The organism is Microbacterium sp. NPDC096154, assembly GCF_040302945.1.
Classification (GTDB): Bacteria; Actinomycetota; Actinomycetes; order Actinomycetales; family Microbacteriaceae; genus Microbacterium.
The window spans coordinates 421,566-436,563 of sequence record NZ_JBEOSM010000002.1; the positions used below are offsets into that span (position 1 = coordinate 421,566).

The following is a 14,998-nucleotide window of genomic DNA, read 5'->3' on the forward strand; positions in this document are numbered from 1 at the left end:
GCCCGCAGACCTCGCACCACCCACACCGCACCACCCACATCACACAATCCGAAGGAGGACAGCATGCGCAACGAGATCGACTGCGACGCCCTGCAGCACGAGGGCCGTCCCTACTGGTTCGACAAGCACCCCTCGCAGGCCGAGGGCGAGGACTTCTGACGCCACGGTCTGAGTTCCCCGACGAGATCACGCGAGGCGGGCGTCCGAAGGCGGACGTCCGCCTCGCTCTGTCAATCCCCTCGCGCGGCCGGATCGCCGGATGCACGCTGGGGACATACGACAGGAGGTGCATCCATGACCAGCACACCGAACGGCGCGGAGGGGACCAGCGGCGAGCAGCGCGGCCCGGAGGACGACCTCGTGAGCGAGGATCCGGACCTCAGCACCGGCGACGACCCCACGGTGGACGAGGGCCCCTCGGCCGAGGCGCCGGATGAGGACGGCCTGGGCATGGCCGATCCGCCGACCGACCAGCCCAGCGGTGAGGGCGTGGACCCCTCGCAGGAGGATCCCGACCTCGGCGTGCCCGACATGGCCGCGACCGAGCAGCCGTCGGGAGGCTCCGGGCAGAACGCCGACCCCGGCCATCCGTCGCAGGCCGAGGGGGACGACCCCGCCGACCCGGCCGACGCCGAGGTCCAGCCGGCCGAGGGCCATCCCTCCCAGGCCGAGGGCTGATCGCGGCTCTGCAGACGCGAAGGCCTCTGCCGCCGCGGGCGCACAGCCCGGCAGGCGCGGAGGCCTTCGCGTGTCAGCTGACGAACGGGATGGCGAGGAACGACGGGTAGCGGTACCAGATGCCGCCGCTGGCCTTCACGGCCGCGATGATCGGGAACACGATCGCGATCACGCCCGCGGCCAGCAGGATCGGGATGCCGATCAGGATGACGCTGAGGATGCCGCCGGCGAAGTACGCGATGAGCAGCGTGAGCTGGAAGTTCAGCGCCGCCGCGGTGTGCGCGCGCACGAACGGACCGCGATCCCGCATCACCAGGTAGGCGATGAGCGGAGCGAGGAAGCTGAAGAAGATCCCGCCGATGTGGGTGAGCGTCGCCCACATCTTCTCGTCGCTCGGGTTCATCGGCTGCGGCGCTCCGGCGTAGGGCTGCTGCGGGTACGGGTACGTCATGTGCTCAGGATAGGGTCGCCGGGCGCGCGGGCTGCCCTTGCTCCCCGCGCGACGGGTCGCGTCGCGGCAGGTCGCGTCAGAGATCCCGATACGTCGTGCGCGCATACGCGTGGTACGGCGCCGGCGCCACCGTCGCGGCGACGCGCACCTGTGCATGCGGCTCGACGTTCGCCTTGCGCGAGTTCGGCTCCTCGCCCCACAGCACCTCCACGCGCGCGCCATCCGGCACGTCCACATCGATCGACGCGAGCGACAGGTACAGCTGGTCGTACGCGACGTACCCCGCGTCGGTGGAGACGCCGACGCGGCGGCCATCCTGCACGACCTCGTCGAACTGGTAGAAGCCGTACCGCGCCTTGGGCCATTCGAGGTACTTCGCCGGGGTGCCGGGCTCGAGCTGCGACTGCACGATCTTCGCGACGTCCGCGGCGTCCCAGATCAGCGTCGCCTTGCGGCGCGCGGGCGTCTCGGCGATGCGCTGCAGCGCCTCCTTCCCGATGAAGTCGTGGTCGAAGTTCACCGAGCGCCCGAGCCCTAGGTCGTACGGCGTGAGCAGGAAGTTCTCGACCGGTCCGTTCAGCGACCCGCCGATGGAGCCGGCGCGCGCAAGTGGCAGCCACTCCCGGTACTCGGCGAACAGCGGGTCGTCGCCGAAGATGGCGGGGAAGGGCGTCGGCACCCACCCCGACTCGAGGGGCGTCACCGAGTACGCCTTGGCGCCGATGCGCACGATGCCGTGCTCTGCGCCGGCCTCGAGCAGCGCCTGCCGCACGGCCTCGCCCTCGCTGTACGGGCCGAAGAACTCGAAGCCGGGCTGCCCCGCCATGCCGTGGCGCAGGCCCTGCACCGTGGTGCCGGCGGCGGCGCCGGGGAGGTGGAACGTGAAGTCGTGGATGTGGAAGAACCTGACCTCGGGCACGGGCCCCCCGAGCAGCTTCTCGAGCACCGCGTGCGCGTGCGGGCCCTGCAGCTCGTAGCGGTAGAACGTGGGATCGCCCTCGCGCATGTTCGAGTTGCCCTCGAGCCGGTACCCGATGTCCTTCCCCTCCTGCTCTGATGCGCGCTCGGCGTGGAAGCGCACCCAGTCGATCAGCACGTGGTGGCCGATCAGCACGACGCTCTCGCCCTGCGCGGTCGGGTGGTTCAGGTTGAACAGGATGCCGTCGCCGATCACGTGACCGTCGTGGTTCACCGAGATCAGCTGCTTGGCGACGCCGGGGCGGAAGTTGGAGAACGTGTTCACGGCGATGCCGCTCAGCACCTCGGCGATGTCGTCGCCCGTGAGGAACAGCTGCGTCATGTGGTGCGACTGATCCATGAGGGCGACCGTCTCGTTCCACGACCGCGACTCGCTGCGCCAGTTCGAGAACTCCGGATGAACGGGGAAGGTGAACGCGGGATAGTCCACGTCGCGCAGCAGCTCGACGGGGTCTCCGACGCGGGCGAGCGCCTGGGCGAGGGTCTCTGACATGTCGATCTCCTTCGATCGGATGCGGCATCCGGGATGCGGGTGCGGTCAGCCTAGAAACGCGCCTCGCCCCGGGGTAGCGTGCCTTCCGTTGAAAGGAATCTTCGATGGCGAAGTCCTCCGCCGGCGCCTCGGCGCTGTCGCGCGTGCTCGCGGTGCTCGACGCGTTCACGACCGATGCCCCGTTCCTCACGCTCACGCAGATCCACCGGCGTTCGGACATCCCTCTGTCGTCGGTGCACCGCATCGTGGCCGAGCTCGTGGAGCATGGGCTGCTGGAGCCCGTCGCCGGCCGCACGTACCGGCTGGGCAACCGGCTGTGGGAGATCGGCAGCAAGACCCCGGGCGCCCTGGGTCTGCGCGAGATCGCGGAGCCGTACCTGCGCCGCCTGCACGACCTGATCGGCCAGCACGTGCAGCTCGCGGTGCGCATCGACACGGACGTGCTGATGATCGAGCGGCTCTCCGCACCGGATGCCGTGATCAACGGGTCGATCGTGGGCGACCGGATCCCGATCCAGCACTCCACGAGCGGCATGGTGTTCCTCGCTTTCGGCGAGCCGGGGCTCGTCGACGCCGTGATCGAGCGGGGCATCCATCCGGTCACGGCGGCGGGGCTGCGCACGGCAGAGGCGCTGCGCGCGGAGGTCGAGGCGACGCGCCGCCGCGGCTACGCGATCGCCGACGGCTGGATCCACCCCGCGTCGCGCGGCCTGGCGGTACCCGTGCGCGGGTCGGAGGAGGTGGTCGTCGGCGCGCTCGGAGCGGTCATCCCGAACGACGCGTCGTCGCCGCGCCGCGTCGCGACGCTGCTGCGGGAGACCGCCCACCGCATCTCCGACGCACTGCTGCGCGCGTACCTGCCCGCCGGCCACCCGCGCGCCCTGCCCGGCGGCTCGCTGCGCGCCCTCGTGGCGTCATCCGCCGAGTCGATGCGCTACCTCGAGCGCCGTGCCCGCGGACGGGGGTGACCCGAGGTGGGCGCACCTCGGCGCCCGGGCAGCGCACCGCGGCGGCCGGGCAGCGCACCCCGGCACCCGGGGAGCGCACCCCGGCGGCCAGGGCATCCAACGGCCCATCCGAGTGCACACCAATTTTCGTGTGCACGCGCGAGTACACACGAAAATTGGTGTGCAGTGGGCGGGGCGGGCCCGGGGCGGGTCAGCCTGCGGCCAGCCCGGCCGGGGCGACGGTGCGCGCCAAGGGGAACACCGCCTCGACCGTGAACACCCCGCCGTCCGACGCCCACGTGAGCTCTCCCCCTGCCAGTCGCACGCGCTCGTCGAGGTGGGCGAGCCCGAAGCCGCCCGACAGCTCCGCGGGCGCAGCCTCGGCAGAGGCGGCGGGGGCGCTGCCCACGCGCACCCGCACCGACCGGTCGCTCCACGCCACCGCGACCAGGACCCGGGCGGCGTCGCCGTCGTGCTTCGCGGCGTTGGCCAGGGCTTCGCGCACCACGCAGTACGCCGCCAGGTCCACGCTGGGCTCGAGGTGACGCGGCTCGCCCTCCACCTCGACGGCGATCTCCGCCGTGATGCTGCGGACGCGCGCGACCAGCTGCCCGATGTCGGCGAGCCCCCTCGGACGCTCGGGCGCGACCGCCGCCGGCACCTCGTCGCCGCTCTCGAGCACGCGCACCAGCGCGTCCAGCTCGCGCAGGGCGTCCGCTCCGCCCTGTTCGATGGGCGGCACGGCCCGCGCGGCGCGTTCGGGGTCCTGGTCGATGATGCGCCGCGCCCCCGCGGCCTGCAGAACCATGACGGTGATGGCGTGCCCGATCATGTCGTGCAGGTCGGAGGCCAGCCCGGCACGCTCCCGATCCACCGCCCGCGCTGCCGCGGCGACCTCCGCCTCGAGCTGCAGGATGTGCCGGCGCCGCCTCCCCGCGAAGAAGCCCGCGACCCAGACCGCCAGCACGAACGCCGCAGCCGTGGTGAGGTTCGAGGCGAGCACCTCCGGGTAGACGTACGCGACGGGCATCAGATAGCCGTACGCGACGACGAGCGCCGGGAGCGAGACCCACACCGGGGCGTGCGCCGCCACCGCGGCGAGCGCGAGCAGCACCGGCACGTGCGCGCTCCAGCTGTCCCAGACGAAGTCACCCCGGTTGAACAGCAGCACTGCGCTCGCGTGACCGGCGATGACGAGCACGAACACGGCGCCCGGGAACCGACGGCGCCACAACAGCACCCAGAGGACGACAGCCAGATACGCGCACGCGTGCGGCACGGTGCGAGCGGGAAACGACGCGGCGGCCAGCACGACGCTCGCGAGCACTCCGCTCGCGGCCACCAGGACGTCCGAGCGGTCGACGCGAAGCATCCGGCGCACACGCGCGTGCGGCCCATCGGGCTCGGTCGCACCGGGGTCGGTCGACAGGCGGCCCTCATCGTGCAGTACGTGCAGCAGGCGCCGCAGCTCGTGCATGGCCTCGACGCCGATCGACTCGACGGCGGCGAAGGCCTCCCGCGCCCGGCCCCGATCCCCGCGGAGCGCCTGACGCGCCGCGGCCGCGTGGCTGAGCATCCCGTACACCGACACCCGGATGATGCCGTTCAGGTCGGATGCGATGCGCGCGCGTTCCGCGCGCACCGCGTCACCCGCCGCCCGGCGCGCTCGCTCGAGCCGCCCGATGCGCGCCTGATGCCGGTGCGCCAGCGCGCCGAGCCCCCAGGCGAGCGCGCACGTGACACCCGTCACGCTCGCCGACCACACGACCATCTCGGCCAAGGTGGTCGACGAGCTTCTCGTGCCCCAGTACGTGACTGCGAGACAGACGAGCAGGTAGGCCCACGAGGCAGCGAACGCGCCGGCCCCGGCCCACGCGGGTCGGCGCGCGGCGACGGCGCCGAGAGCGATCAGCACGGACACGAAGGTGATCTCAGCTGCGTCGGGCGTGAAGCCCGGCACGACGACGAAGGCCGCGCTCTGGATGACCATGACAGCTGCCAGCGCGATGAGCGGCGCGTGCGTGCGCCACAGCAGCGGCACGAGCGTCATCACCGCCGCCAGCCCGACCGGGGCCAGGGCGTCCTGTCCGACGGCCCCGAGCAGCACGAACGTGTAGGCGGTGCCGACCACCGCCACCAGCACCACGTCGAAGCGCTCCGGCACGGGCACGGTGCGTCCCGCGCTCCTCGGCAGGGCGACTGCCACATCCGGATCCAGCATGACGACTCCTTCGATCGGTCCTGCATCCGATCGACAGCCGATCGGTTCTGCATCACAGCGTGCTGCCGGTGCGGCGGCGGCGCGTCCACCCCCGGGTGGAATCGATTGTTCGCCCTGTGGGTGGAGTTCGCACCCGCGACAACGCACGCGACGCCGGAGCCACCGTGCAGCTCCTTCTGGCAGAGCGCTCCATCCGGCGCCACACTGTGGCTATGACGAGTGATGCGGGGCTCCCTGCGGGCAGTTCAGGGGCGGTGCGGGTGGTGCTCGTCGACGATGAGGCGCTCATCCGTGCCGGCCTGCGGATGCTGCTCGACGCCGAGCCGGGCATCGAGGTGGTGGGCGAGGCCTCCGACGGACACGACGGGGTGCGCCTTGTCACCGACACCAATCCGGACGTCGTGATCATGGACGTCCGGATGCCCGGCGTCGACGGCGTGGAGGCGACGCGTCGGCTCACATCGTCGGACTTCGCGGAGGCCCATGGCACCCCGCCGGGCATCCTGATCCTCACGACGTTCAGCGACGACGTCGCCGTGCGAGACGCCGTGCGGGCCGGCGCCGCGGGCTTCCTGCTCAAGAGCGCGGCCCCATCGGTGCTGCCCGAGGCGGTGCGGGCACTGGCCAAGGGCGAGGGCTGGCTCGACCCCGCCGTGACACGCGCGCTGTTGCAGGAGCTCGCCTCGCGCAGCGAGCCGCCGACCGCGACACCCGCCGAGATCGAGGCGCTGACGCGCCGCGAGCGCGAGGTGCTGCTCGCCATGGCCGATGGCCGCACGAACGCGCAGATCGCCCAGCAGCTCTACCTCAGCGAGGCCACGGTCAAGTCACATGTGCACCGCATCTTCCTGAAGCTCGGCATCACCGACCGCGCCCAGGCGGTCTCCCTCGCCTTCCGCACGGGCCTCGCCCGCAGCTGAGGCGCCCTCGGGGAACCGCTGATGGACCGATCGCCACACAGATCATGTGCGGGGATGTCGGGAGCCCCGGTTCGCGACCCATGATCGGCCCGCTCGACGCGAACACCAAGCCGAACGGCCGACAGCCGCCCGGAGCGCCTCGCCGCTACTGTGATCGGCATGAGCCAGCCCACAGCGGGGATGCCGCTGCGCGACTATCGCGTGCACCGCTACGTCAACGCGTTCTGCCCGCGGTGCCACGAGGAGAACCCGGATCGCCCGCTCTCGGAGGTGCGCCGGCTGTCGGGGTGGCTCGCCGACCGTGACGGAAAGGTGTGGCTCGAGCGCGGCTGCCCGGAGCACGGCCTCATCCGCACGATGTACGACGAGTCGGCCGAGATCCTCACGTATCTCGAGCAGTGGACCGCGCCGACCAAGGTGCACACGCCCGACACGATCGGCAACTTCAAGCCCGTGCCCTCGGCGTACGAGGACGGCCTGCCGGCCATGCAGACGCAGCACACGTGCATCCTGCTGCAGGACATCACCGACCACTGCAACCTGCGCTGCCCGACATGCTTCGCCGAGTCGAGCCCCGCGGCGAGCGCGGTCGCGCCGCTGGCCGAGGTGCTGGCCTCGGTGGACGCGCGGCTGGCCCGCGAGAACAACCGCATCGACGTGCTGATGCTGTCGGGCGGCGAGCCGACGCTGTACCCGTGGCTCGAGCAGCTGCTCGAGCACCTGGTGGCCAGGCCGGTGGTGCGCATCCTGATCAACTCGAACGGGCTGCGCATCGCGCAGGACGACGCGTTCGTCGAGGTGCTGAAGAAGCACCGGCAGCGTGTGGAGATCTACCTGCAGTACGACGGCGAGTCGAAGGAGGCGTCGGCCTACCACCGCGGCGCCGACATCCGCCGGTTCAAGGAGCGCGCGCTCGAGCGCCTCTCCGCCGCGGGAGTCTTCACCACCCTCACGATGACCGCCGCCCTCGGCGTCAACGACGGCGAGATCGGCGCCGTGATCCGGCGCGCCATGGAGACGCCGTTCGTGGGCGGGGTCACGATCCAGCCGGTGTTCGGGTCCGGGCGCTCGGCGGGCATCGATCCGGATGACCGCCTCACGCACACGGGCGTGCTCGCCCGGCTCGGGCCGCAGACCGAGGGCCAGGTGACGTGGCGCGACCTCACGGCGCTGCCGTGCAGCCATCCGCACTGCTGCTCGGTCGGCTACCTGCTGAAGGATGACGCGGGCGAGTGGAAGTCGCTCGTCGGGCTGATCGGGCACGACCGGCTCAAGGAGTTCCTCGAGCTCGAGCCCGACCTCATCGCCAATCGCATCGCGGACTCGCAGGTCAACAAGAAGATCCGCGAGGTGGTGAAGACCTCGCTGCTCGACCTGCTGAGCGAGCAGTCATCGCTGTCGCACCCGTCGATGGTCGACATCTGGCGCGACATCTGTCAGGCGTGCGACCTCGGCATCGGCACGCTGGCGACGCTCGCCGCGTCGCGTCTGCCCGGTCAGCACCAGCGTCTGCGCCGCATGATGGGCGAGCGCGTCAAGCGCATCACGATCAAGCCCTTCATGGACATCAACACGATGATCGAGGAGCGCCTCACGCAGTGTTGCGTGCATGTCGCGACGGTCAACGAGGCCCCCGCCGCCGACGGGGGCGCCGCCCACCAGTGCGCCCCGTTCTGCGCCGTGCAGGCGTGGGCGCCGCTCGGCCGCACGCGCCTGTCGACAGCGACCGGATCGCGCGACCGTGACGAGCGGATGACGGCGGTGCGCGAGACGGGAGCCCGCGGCGGACGCCCCCTCCTCCCGGTGACGACATGACCGGGGCGACATCGGGGTACGAGCACCTGAACCGCTACGACGACCGCGTGGGCGATCCGGAGCCCGCGTTCGACCCGCTGCGGCTGTGCGTGTTCACGACGGTCGCGCTGATCACGTGCGTGCTCGGCCCCGTGGCGCTGCTGGGGTTCAGCATCGTCGCGATCGCGGGGTACGCGCGGGCGCGGCGCGGCGGCCTGCTGCGCTCGAAGTGCCGACTCGGCGACACGCGGCTGGTGCTCGCGTACCTGTCGGCGATCGCGGTGCTGGCGGCGGCGGCGATCCCGTTCTGGGTGCTGCTGTGGATGCGGGTGCTCAGAGGCTGACCGGTGTTCCCGACGCTGCAGGATCTGCTGGGCTGGGGCCCGCCCGTCGACACGCACTCGACGTTCGTCGCGCTGGGCATCGCGGCCGCGATGGCGGTGTTCGTGATCGAGAAGCGCCGGCGCCATGTTCGCGACGACCGCATCTGGTTCCTCGTGCTGGGCGCCCTCTTCGGCGCCGCAGTCCTCGCACGTCTGGGCACGTGGGCCCAGCACCTCGACCCGTCGCGCAATCTCAGCCTCGTCGACCAGCTCGCCTACGGGAACGCGTCGATGCTGTCGGCGCTCGTCGGCGCGTGGCTGGGCGTGCATGTCGCCAAGCGCATCGTGCGCTATCCGCACAGGTCGGGCGACCTGTTCGCGCCGGCCGTCGCGCTGGCGATGGCGATCGGCCGCATCGGCTGCCTGCTGACCGAGAAGCCGGGCACGCCCACGGGCACGGGGTGGGGCATCGTGCTCGACGCCGACGCCGCCGCCTACACGGGTGGGCCTGCCGGCGTGCCGCTGCATCCGAGCTTCGTGTACGAGATCGTCTTCCACGCCGCCGCGTTCGCCGTGCTGTGGTTCTGGCTGCGGCATCGAGCGATCGCCCCGGGCGAGACCCTCACGCTCTACATCGCCGCGTACGGGCTGTTCCGCTTCCTGGTCGAGTTCGTGCGCGGCAACGAGGTGGCGTGGATAGGCATGACACGACCGCAGCTCTTCCTGCTGGCGACGCTGCCGCTCCTGTTCGCGCGCATCGCGTGGATGGTCAGGACGGGCCGCTTCCGCCTGCCGCCGCCCCTGCCGGGCACGGCCTACACGTTCGGTGCCGCGGCGCCTGCTGCGGCTGCCGCCGCAGCGGCCGAGCGGTCGATCGCCTCCGCTTCCCTTCCGACGACTCGACAGGACGAGCCATGACCCCAGAGAACCCCGTCGCGGGCTGGTATCCCGACCCGCAGGACGCGGCCATGCTGCGCTGGTGGGACGGCGCCCAGTGGTCCGCGCAGACCCAGCCACTCCCGACCGAGCCGCCGCAGACGCCGCCATGGCAGGCGGAACCCGGGCAGCCGTATCCGCCTCCGGTGTACGCGCCGCGCGAGTCGGTGCCACAGCTCGGCGGGCTGCGCTTCGGGGCGTGGATCTGGATCGGCCTGGCGATCGGGGTGCTCCTGCCCCTGGCGGTGTTCTTCAGCGGGTTCTCGGGAGGGTTCGACAGCTTCAGCGCCGCGCTGCTCGTGCTCGGAGCGGTGCTCGTGGCGGGCATCGTCCTGATGTTCTTCCCGCGGCTGCGGGGCCTCGGCACGGGCCTGCTGATCAGTGTCGCCGCGACGCCCATCGTGACCTTCGGGGTGTGCGTCGTCATGCTGTCGGCCTCGGGCTTCGTGTAGGCGGGACCCTAGCCGCGCAGCAGGGCCCGCAGCGCGCCGATCGTGTCGGTCTCAGCGGCTCTCTTGTCGCGGCGATAGTTCTTCACGCGTGCGAATCTCAGCGCGACGCCGCCGGGGTAGCGGGTGGAGCGCTGCACGCCGTCGATCGCGATCTCGACGACGGTCTCCGGGCGCACGTGCACCACGTGGGCCGTGCGGCGCGTCTCGATGGTCGGGAAGTGCTCCGTCTGCCACCGCAGGGTCGCGTCGGTGAGGCCCTTGAAGGTCTTGCCGACCATGACGAAGCCTCCGGGCTCGCCGAACTCCCCCTCGGGATCGCGCGCGCCGAGGTGCAGGTTCGAGAGCATGCCCGTGCGGCGCCCCGAGCCCCACTCGACCGCGAGCACCACCAGGTCGAAGGTGAGCACCGGCTTGACCTTGAGCCAACCCTTGCCGCGACGGCCGGCGATGTACGGCGAGTCGAGGTCCTTCACCATGACGCCCTCGTGGCCCGCGGCGAGCGCGGCCCGGGCAAACTCCTCGGCCTGAGCGGCGTCGTCCGTGACGATGCCGGGCATGCGCGACGCACCCGCGACGCGCTGCAGCTCGTGCAGTCGCGCGGCCAGCGGCTCGTCGATCAGGTCGCGTCCGTCGACGTGCAGGATGTCGAAGAACCAGGGCCTCAAGGCGATCGACGCCGCTGCCTCCGATCCGAAGCGCGCCATGGTGTCCTGGAACGCGCGCGGGGAGCCGTCGTCGTCGAGCGAGAGGGTCTCTCCGTCGAGGATGGCGCGCTCGGCGGGCAGCGCGCGCACGGCCGTCACCAGCTCCGGAACCCGGTGCGTGACGTCGGCGAGGCTGCGCGTGTAGACGCGCACGTCGTCGCCGTCCGGCTTGCCGCGGTCGAGGTGCACCTGGATGCGCGCTCCATCGAGCTTGTACTCGACCGACGCCTCGCCGCCGATCGCCTCGAGCGCCGCCGCCGCGGAGGGCGCGGTCGACGCGAGCATGGGAAGCACGGCCCTGCCGACCCGCAGCCCGACGGCCGCCAGCTCATCCGCATCGTCGGCGAGCGCGATCAGCGCGGTCTCGCCCAGATCTCCCGAGAGCATCGCCGCCCGCCGCACCGTCGCGATGTCGCGGTCGGCCGCCCTGGCGATCGCGTCCTGCAGCACACCCTCGAGCGCGCCCGTGCGCAGCTCGCCCAGGATCACGCGCGCCACGAAATCCCACTCGTCCGCCGTGGCGTGGCGCGCCAGCTCCTCGAGCTCGAGCCGGCGGGCCTCGGCGGATCCGCGCCCCTCCGTCGCAGCGAGGCGGTCGAGCGCCGCATCGACGTCGAGCACCGTCAGCTGGGGCTCGACGGCGTGCTCGACCGCGAGTGCGGCGAGCCCGCGCCAGCCGACGCCGATCCGCCCCTGGCGCGGGGTGGCGGTGAGGAAGCCGATCGCCGGCGCGATCTCCTCGGGCTCCAGCCGACGCAGCGCCTCGGCGAGCGCGGCCACCTTCTTCAGGCGCGACGACGTTCCCGCGACCTCCCGCGTCGCCGTGACCAGCTCGCTCAGCAGCATGCCGTCATTGTCCTCCGGGCCACCGACGTCCGGAGCGGTCATCGTCCGCTGAGCGGGGCGATCCGGCGCTCGCGGTCGTCGGCCGGAGGCTCAGGCCGCTCGGGCCGGTACCGCGGAGAGGGTGCGGGCACGCTCGGGGCTCAGGTCGAGTCCGCTCATCGAGCCGGCCGCGTACGCCATCTCCTCGAGCACCCGGGGGTCGAGCGAGATGGCCTCGTCCGATTCGCACACGAAGCGCAGGGGGATCGCGGCGTGCACCCACACCGATTCGCGGCCGCCCTGCGGACGCCGCCACGACATCAGGAACGACTCGCCCCGCCGCAGCTTCGTGAACGCCACCATGCGAGCGTGCATCAGCAGCTCGTCCTCCACCTCGATCGCCTGCTGCGTCGACCCGTAGAACAGCTGCCCCATGACATCCTCCTGATCGCGCCGCAGTCGCGGCCTGTCGTCTCGCTCCCCCGATAGTAAGATGATCTAATAATCAGATAGGCGTTGCAAGTCGGCCATTCGGAGGACACGCGGCGCACCAAGACGCCGAAAGGCGCGGAATGACGCGGTCGTGCGACGCAGGAGGGAAGTAGGCTCGCCCGGATGGCACTCCCGACGCATGACGCCGCATCCGGCTACTGGTACCCCGATTCGGAGGGGGCCAGCACGGTCGACGTCCTCAATCTGCTGCGGCGCTACCGCTCGGCCGAGACCGCGATGCGTGCGCGCACGCGCGCCTCCATGCGGATGAACGAGACCGACCTGATGGCGTTGCGCTACCTGCTGCGCGAGCAGCACGCGGGCCGCGCGGTGCGACCGGTCGATCTCGCGCGCCACCTGCACATCTCGACCGCCTCCGTCACGACGCTGGTCGACCGCCTGGTGCGCGACGGCCACGCACTGCGCGAACCCCATCCCACCGACAGACGCACGCAGATCGTCGTCCCCACCAAGCACAGCGACGACGAGGTGCGCGCCACTCTCGGCCCCATGCACCAGCGCATGCTCAACCTCGTCGATGGGCTCAGCGAGCATGACCGCGCGGTCGTTGCGCGCTTCCTCGACGGCATGACGGCCGCGGTCGAGGAGGCGGCCGTGCACGACAAGCCGGAGTGAGCCTCGCCCGCGGCGGCAGGCGATCCGCCGCTCAGGCGATCCGCGGCTCAGGCGATGCGGTGCTCGCGGATGGCGGACGAGAGCGTCGCGCCGTTCAGCTCCAGATAGATCTGCCCCTCGGTCACTGACAGCGTGACCGTGTTGCGGCGCTCGAGGGCCGCCACCGCGTCGTCGACGAAGCCCGGATCGAAGCTGCGCAGCAGGATGTCCCCGGCCCGGTGGATCCGCTTTCCATCCCAGGCGGCGAGCACTTTCTGGGGATCGCGGTGCGTGTAGACCGCGACGCGGTCGGCGGCCTTGCTGCCAAAGTGGAGACGCTCGGCATCCGGCGCCCCCACCTCGATCCACGCCACGAGCGATCCCGTGAGGTCGCGCACCACCACCGCCGGCTCATCGGCCTGCGAGATGCCCTCGCCGAACGCGATGCCCTCCTCATACTCCAGGCAATACGCCAGCACACGCGTCATCATGTACGCGTCGGTCTCGGACGGATGCCGCGCTACGCGCAGGCTGAGCTCGTCGTACACCCCGCGGTCCACGTCCGCCAGCTGCACGGTGAACGTGTACATCGTCGCGCCGAGGGCCATGAGGAAAGAGCCTACGCGCTGGGCGCACCGTGGCGAGGCCGCTTGAGAGCGCAGGCGGCGAGGAAGCGTTTTGGTGGTCAGCGCTCGTCGCGCCGACTCTCCTCGCCGGGTTCTTCCGGCCCCTCGCCGTCGACTCGCCTCCGCCCGAAGAGGGTCCCGAGCGCACCGGCGACACCAGCTGCGGCTCCCTTGACAGCAGCGCCTGCTTCCTCGGCGGCGGTCGCGGCGCGTGGCTTATCCGGGATCCCGTCGCCGTCGATGTCGACGGCGCGGAACGCCTCAGTGGCACGGTCGAGCGTGGAGGTGCCGAGACGCGCAGCCGCGGTGGCACCCTCAGATGCCGAAGCGATCATCCTCTCGCCGACCTCGACGGCCGCCCGCCCCCAGCGGCGAGCATCCTTCGACTCGTGTCCCGACTCGATGCCGAGACGCCCGCGGAAGTCGAGGATGCCGAGCGCTACCCGGTTGCTCGACGTCACCGCGGCCGGGGAATCGAATGGGTTGAGGAGCACCTTGGCGTTAGCGCGCTGGACGGTGGCGTCCATCTGCGCGAGGAGACGTTCGGTGCTGCGACCGATGAGGTCGAGTCGGTTCTGGCGAGCGGCGCGGAGCCCGAGCCGGTGACTCTCCAGGTCCTCGGGCGACGCGTCGAGCACACGGTCGAGCTCCAGAACGGCGATGCCGTCCTGCAGCTGGAAGGTGCGGGCGATGACGGCGAGCCACTCCCGGACGCGTGGCTCGGCCCTCTTGGTCGCCTTGGCTACATCACCGAGATCAGCCTTCTTCTCGAGCTTCTCAGCAATGGCATCGAGCTGGCGCAGCGCGTATGCCTGGGTGCGCGCGATGGTCATGCCTGTCGCCTGCGCCTTCGACCATGTGACCTCGGATACGCGTCCGACCTGCTCGCGGATGGTGAGCGCCTCTTCGACGACGAGGTCGACACCGATCATGTCGGCGAGCACGGAGTCCTTCTGCGCGCGGAGGACGTCGTCGAGCTTCTCATCGATCTCTTGCAAGTACTCGACGATGCTGTCCATCTGCTCCTGCATCGCGCGCTGCTGCATCATCGTCGACAGAGCAGTGAGGGCGAACGGGCCGGCGAGAAGCATGGTGGGCGCCTGTGCGATCTGCACCCACTGCTTGATGTCACCGGGATTTCCGACCATGGCGTGGCTGACGCCCGGCGTCTTGGTCGGCATCAGCCCGTACTTTCGGATGGCCTCCGCCGACTCGGCCGTCAGCTTCACCCAACGACCGGAGTTCGCCGCGACCTCCGCCCCGACGCCGGCCGCAGCGCCCGCTGTGTGCGCGATGGAGCGGAGCCGCTGCAGGTCGAGCTCACGAGTTGGCACGCGCTCGAGTCCGGTCGAGAGAAAGAACCGTTGGATGTCGGACTCGTCGCCGAGGACGGCGAGACCATCGCCGTCGCTCACCAGCTCGATCTCGCTGCCCATCTCACTCCTCCGGCGATGGATGCCCTTCACCCCTTCGCCTACCGCAGACCGTACCGGGTGGGAAGGACATACGCGTCGTGCGGCCCCGCAGACCGCGTGGCCCGCCT

15 protein-coding genes are annotated in these 14,998 nt (G+C 71.2%); 8 read left to right on the top strand and 7 right to left on the bottom strand.

Annotation, left to right across the window (positions count from 1 at the left end):
• The first annotated feature begins 294 nt into the window (after positions 1-294).
• Complete coding sequence (locus ABTW64_RS04525) at positions 295-678, top strand: hypothetical protein (protein ID WP_350619616.1); 384 nt, start codon at positions 295-297, stop codon at positions 676-678.
• A 73-nt stretch (positions 679-751) separates the two neighbouring features.
• On the opposite strand, the gene ABTW64_RS04530 is transcribed toward ABTW64_RS04525, so the two are convergent.
• Together ABTW64_RS04530 and ABTW64_RS04535 are read right to left on the bottom strand one after the other, a co-directional pair.
• Positions 752-1,129, bottom strand: a complete 378-nt coding sequence (locus ABTW64_RS04530; RefSeq protein WP_350619618.1) for a DUF4870 domain-containing protein — start codon at positions 1,127-1,129, stop codon at positions 752-754.
• Positions 1,130-1,205: 76 nt separating this feature from the next.
• Positions 1,206-2,600, bottom strand: coding sequence for an aminomethyl transferase family protein (locus tag ABTW64_RS04535; RefSeq protein ID WP_350619620.1), 1,395 nt, complete (start codon positions 2,598-2,600; stop codon positions 1,206-1,208).
• A 104-nt stretch (positions 2,601-2,704) separates the two neighbouring features.
• Here ABTW64_RS04535 and ABTW64_RS04540 point away from each other — a divergent pair, with 104 nt between their 5' ends.
• Positions 2,705-3,568, top strand: coding sequence for an IclR family transcriptional regulator (locus tag ABTW64_RS04540; protein ID WP_350619622.1), 864 nt, complete (start codon positions 2,705-2,707; stop codon positions 3,566-3,568).
• 190 nt (positions 3,569-3,758) lie between these two features.
• Here the strand turns inward: ABTW64_RS04540 and ABTW64_RS04545 are convergent, their stop codons facing one another.
• On the bottom strand, positions 3,759-5,768 hold the full coding sequence (locus ABTW64_RS04545) for a sensor histidine kinase (protein ID WP_350619624.1): 2,010 nt from the start codon (positions 5,766-5,768) through the stop codon (positions 3,759-3,761).
• Between the two features lie 212 nt (positions 5,769-5,980).
• Between ABTW64_RS04545 and ABTW64_RS04550 the strand changes: the two genes are divergently transcribed.
• The 5 genes from ABTW64_RS04550 to ABTW64_RS04570 all read left to right on the top strand — a co-directional run bounded on the left by ABTW64_RS04550 (position 5,981) and on the right by ABTW64_RS04570 (position 10,193).
• Entirely contained in the window at positions 5,981-6,688 is a 708-nt protein-coding gene (locus ABTW64_RS04550) for a response regulator (protein WP_350619626.1), read from the top strand.
• 159 nt (positions 6,689-6,847) lie between these two features.
• The gene (locus ABTW64_RS04555) at positions 6,848-8,503 is read left to right on the top strand and encodes a radical SAM protein (RefSeq protein WP_350619628.1); all 1,656 of its coding nucleotides are present in this window, start codon (positions 6,848-6,850) and stop codon (positions 8,501-8,503) included.
• Positions 8,500-8,826, top strand: coding sequence for a hypothetical protein (locus tag ABTW64_RS04560; RefSeq protein WP_350619630.1), 327 nt, complete (start codon positions 8,500-8,502; stop codon positions 8,824-8,826). The genes ABTW64_RS04555 and ABTW64_RS04560 overlap by 4 nt, the downstream gene beginning before the upstream one ends.
• A 3-nt stretch (positions 8,827-8,829) precedes the next feature.
• Positions 8,830-9,723 (top strand): prolipoprotein diacylglyceryl transferase, encoded by an 894-nt coding sequence (locus tag ABTW64_RS04565; protein WP_350619632.1) that lies wholly within the window; start codon positions 8,830-8,832, stop codon positions 9,721-9,723.
• Positions 9,720-10,193: a DUF2510 domain-containing protein gene (locus tag ABTW64_RS04570; RefSeq protein ID WP_350619634.1), complete on the top strand. Its 474-nt coding sequence runs from the start codon at positions 9,720-9,722 to the stop codon at positions 10,191-10,193. The genes ABTW64_RS04565 and ABTW64_RS04570 overlap by 4 nt, the downstream gene beginning before the upstream one ends.
• An 8-nt stretch (positions 10,194-10,201) precedes the next feature.
• Here ABTW64_RS04570 and ABTW64_RS04575 read toward each other — a convergent pair whose 3' ends face one another.
• Both ABTW64_RS04575 and ABTW64_RS04580 read right to left on the bottom strand, forming a co-directional pair.
• On the bottom strand, positions 10,202-11,743 hold the full coding sequence (locus ABTW64_RS04575) for an ATP-dependent DNA ligase (RefSeq protein WP_350619738.1): 1,542 nt from the start codon (positions 11,741-11,743) through the stop codon (positions 10,202-10,204).
• A gap of 90 nt (positions 11,744-11,833) precedes the next feature.
• The gene (locus ABTW64_RS04580) at positions 11,834-12,157 is read right to left on the bottom strand and encodes a DUF7882 family protein (RefSeq protein ID WP_350619636.1); all 324 of its coding nucleotides are present in this window, start codon (positions 12,155-12,157) and stop codon (positions 11,834-11,836) included.
• 180 nt (positions 12,158-12,337) lie between these two features.
• Between ABTW64_RS04580 and ABTW64_RS04585 the strand changes: the two genes are divergently transcribed.
• Positions 12,338-12,850 (top strand): MarR family winged helix-turn-helix transcriptional regulator, encoded by a 513-nt coding sequence (locus tag ABTW64_RS04585; protein ID WP_350619638.1) that lies wholly within the window; start codon positions 12,338-12,340, stop codon positions 12,848-12,850.
• A gap of 47 nt (positions 12,851-12,897) precedes the next feature.
• Here the strand turns inward: ABTW64_RS04585 and ABTW64_RS04590 are convergent, their stop codons facing one another.
• Together ABTW64_RS04590 and ABTW64_RS04595 are read right to left on the bottom strand one after the other, a co-directional pair.
• The gene (locus ABTW64_RS04590) at positions 12,898-13,437 is read right to left on the bottom strand and encodes a YaeQ family protein (RefSeq protein ID WP_350619640.1); all 540 of its coding nucleotides are present in this window, start codon (positions 13,435-13,437) and stop codon (positions 12,898-12,900) included.
• Positions 13,438-13,514: 77 nt separating this feature from the next.
• Complete coding sequence (locus ABTW64_RS04595) at positions 13,515-14,891, bottom strand: hypothetical protein (RefSeq protein ID WP_350619642.1); 1,377 nt, start codon at positions 14,889-14,891, stop codon at positions 13,515-13,517.
• Positions 14,892-14,998 lie beyond the last annotated feature (107 nt).

Bases quoted from the DNA above. Each gene is read 5' to 3' on its own strand.
- ABTW64_RS04525 (WP_350619616.1), top strand. From the start codon at position 295: ATGACCAGCACACCGAACGGCGCGGAGGGGACCAGCGGCGAGCAGCGC.
- ABTW64_RS04530 (WP_350619618.1), bottom strand. From the start codon at position 1,129: ATGACGTACCCGTACCCGCAGCAGCCCTACGCCGGAGCGCCGCAGCCG.
- ABTW64_RS04535 (WP_350619620.1), bottom strand. From the start codon at position 2,600: ATGTCAGAGACCCTCGCCCAGGCGCTCGCCCGCGTCGGAGACCCCGTC.
- ABTW64_RS04540 (WP_350619622.1), top strand. From the start codon at position 2,705: ATGGCGAAGTCCTCCGCCGGCGCCTCGGCGCTGTCGCGCGTGCTCGCG.
- ABTW64_RS04545 (WP_350619624.1), bottom strand. From the start codon at position 5,768: ATGCTGGATCCGGATGTGGCAGTCGCCCTGCCGAGGAGCGCGGGACGC.
- ABTW64_RS04550 (WP_350619626.1), top strand. From the start codon at position 5,981: ATGACGAGTGATGCGGGGCTCCCTGCGGGCAGTTCAGGGGCGGTGCGG.
- ABTW64_RS04555 (WP_350619628.1), top strand. From the start codon at position 6,848: ATGAGCCAGCCCACAGCGGGGATGCCGCTGCGCGACTATCGCGTGCAC.
- ABTW64_RS04560 (WP_350619630.1), top strand. From the start codon at position 8,500: ATGACCGGGGCGACATCGGGGTACGAGCACCTGAACCGCTACGACGAC.
- ABTW64_RS04570 (WP_350619634.1), top strand. From the start codon at position 9,720: ATGACCCCAGAGAACCCCGTCGCGGGCTGGTATCCCGACCCGCAGGAC.
- ABTW64_RS04575 (WP_350619738.1), bottom strand. From the start codon at position 11,743: ATGCTGCTGAGCGAGCTGGTCACGGCGACGCGGGAGGTCGCGGGAACG.
- ABTW64_RS04580 (WP_350619636.1), bottom strand. From the start codon at position 12,157: ATGGGGCAGCTGTTCTACGGGTCGACGCAGCAGGCGATCGAGGTGGAG.
- ABTW64_RS04585 (WP_350619638.1), top strand. From the start codon at position 12,338: ATGGCACTCCCGACGCATGACGCCGCATCCGGCTACTGGTACCCCGAT.
- ABTW64_RS04590 (WP_350619640.1), bottom strand. From the start codon at position 13,437: ATGGCCCTCGGCGCGACGATGTACACGTTCACCGTGCAGCTGGCGGAC.
- ABTW64_RS04595 (WP_350619642.1), bottom strand. From the start codon at position 14,891: ATGGGCAGCGAGATCGAGCTGGTGAGCGACGGCGATGGTCTCGCCGTC.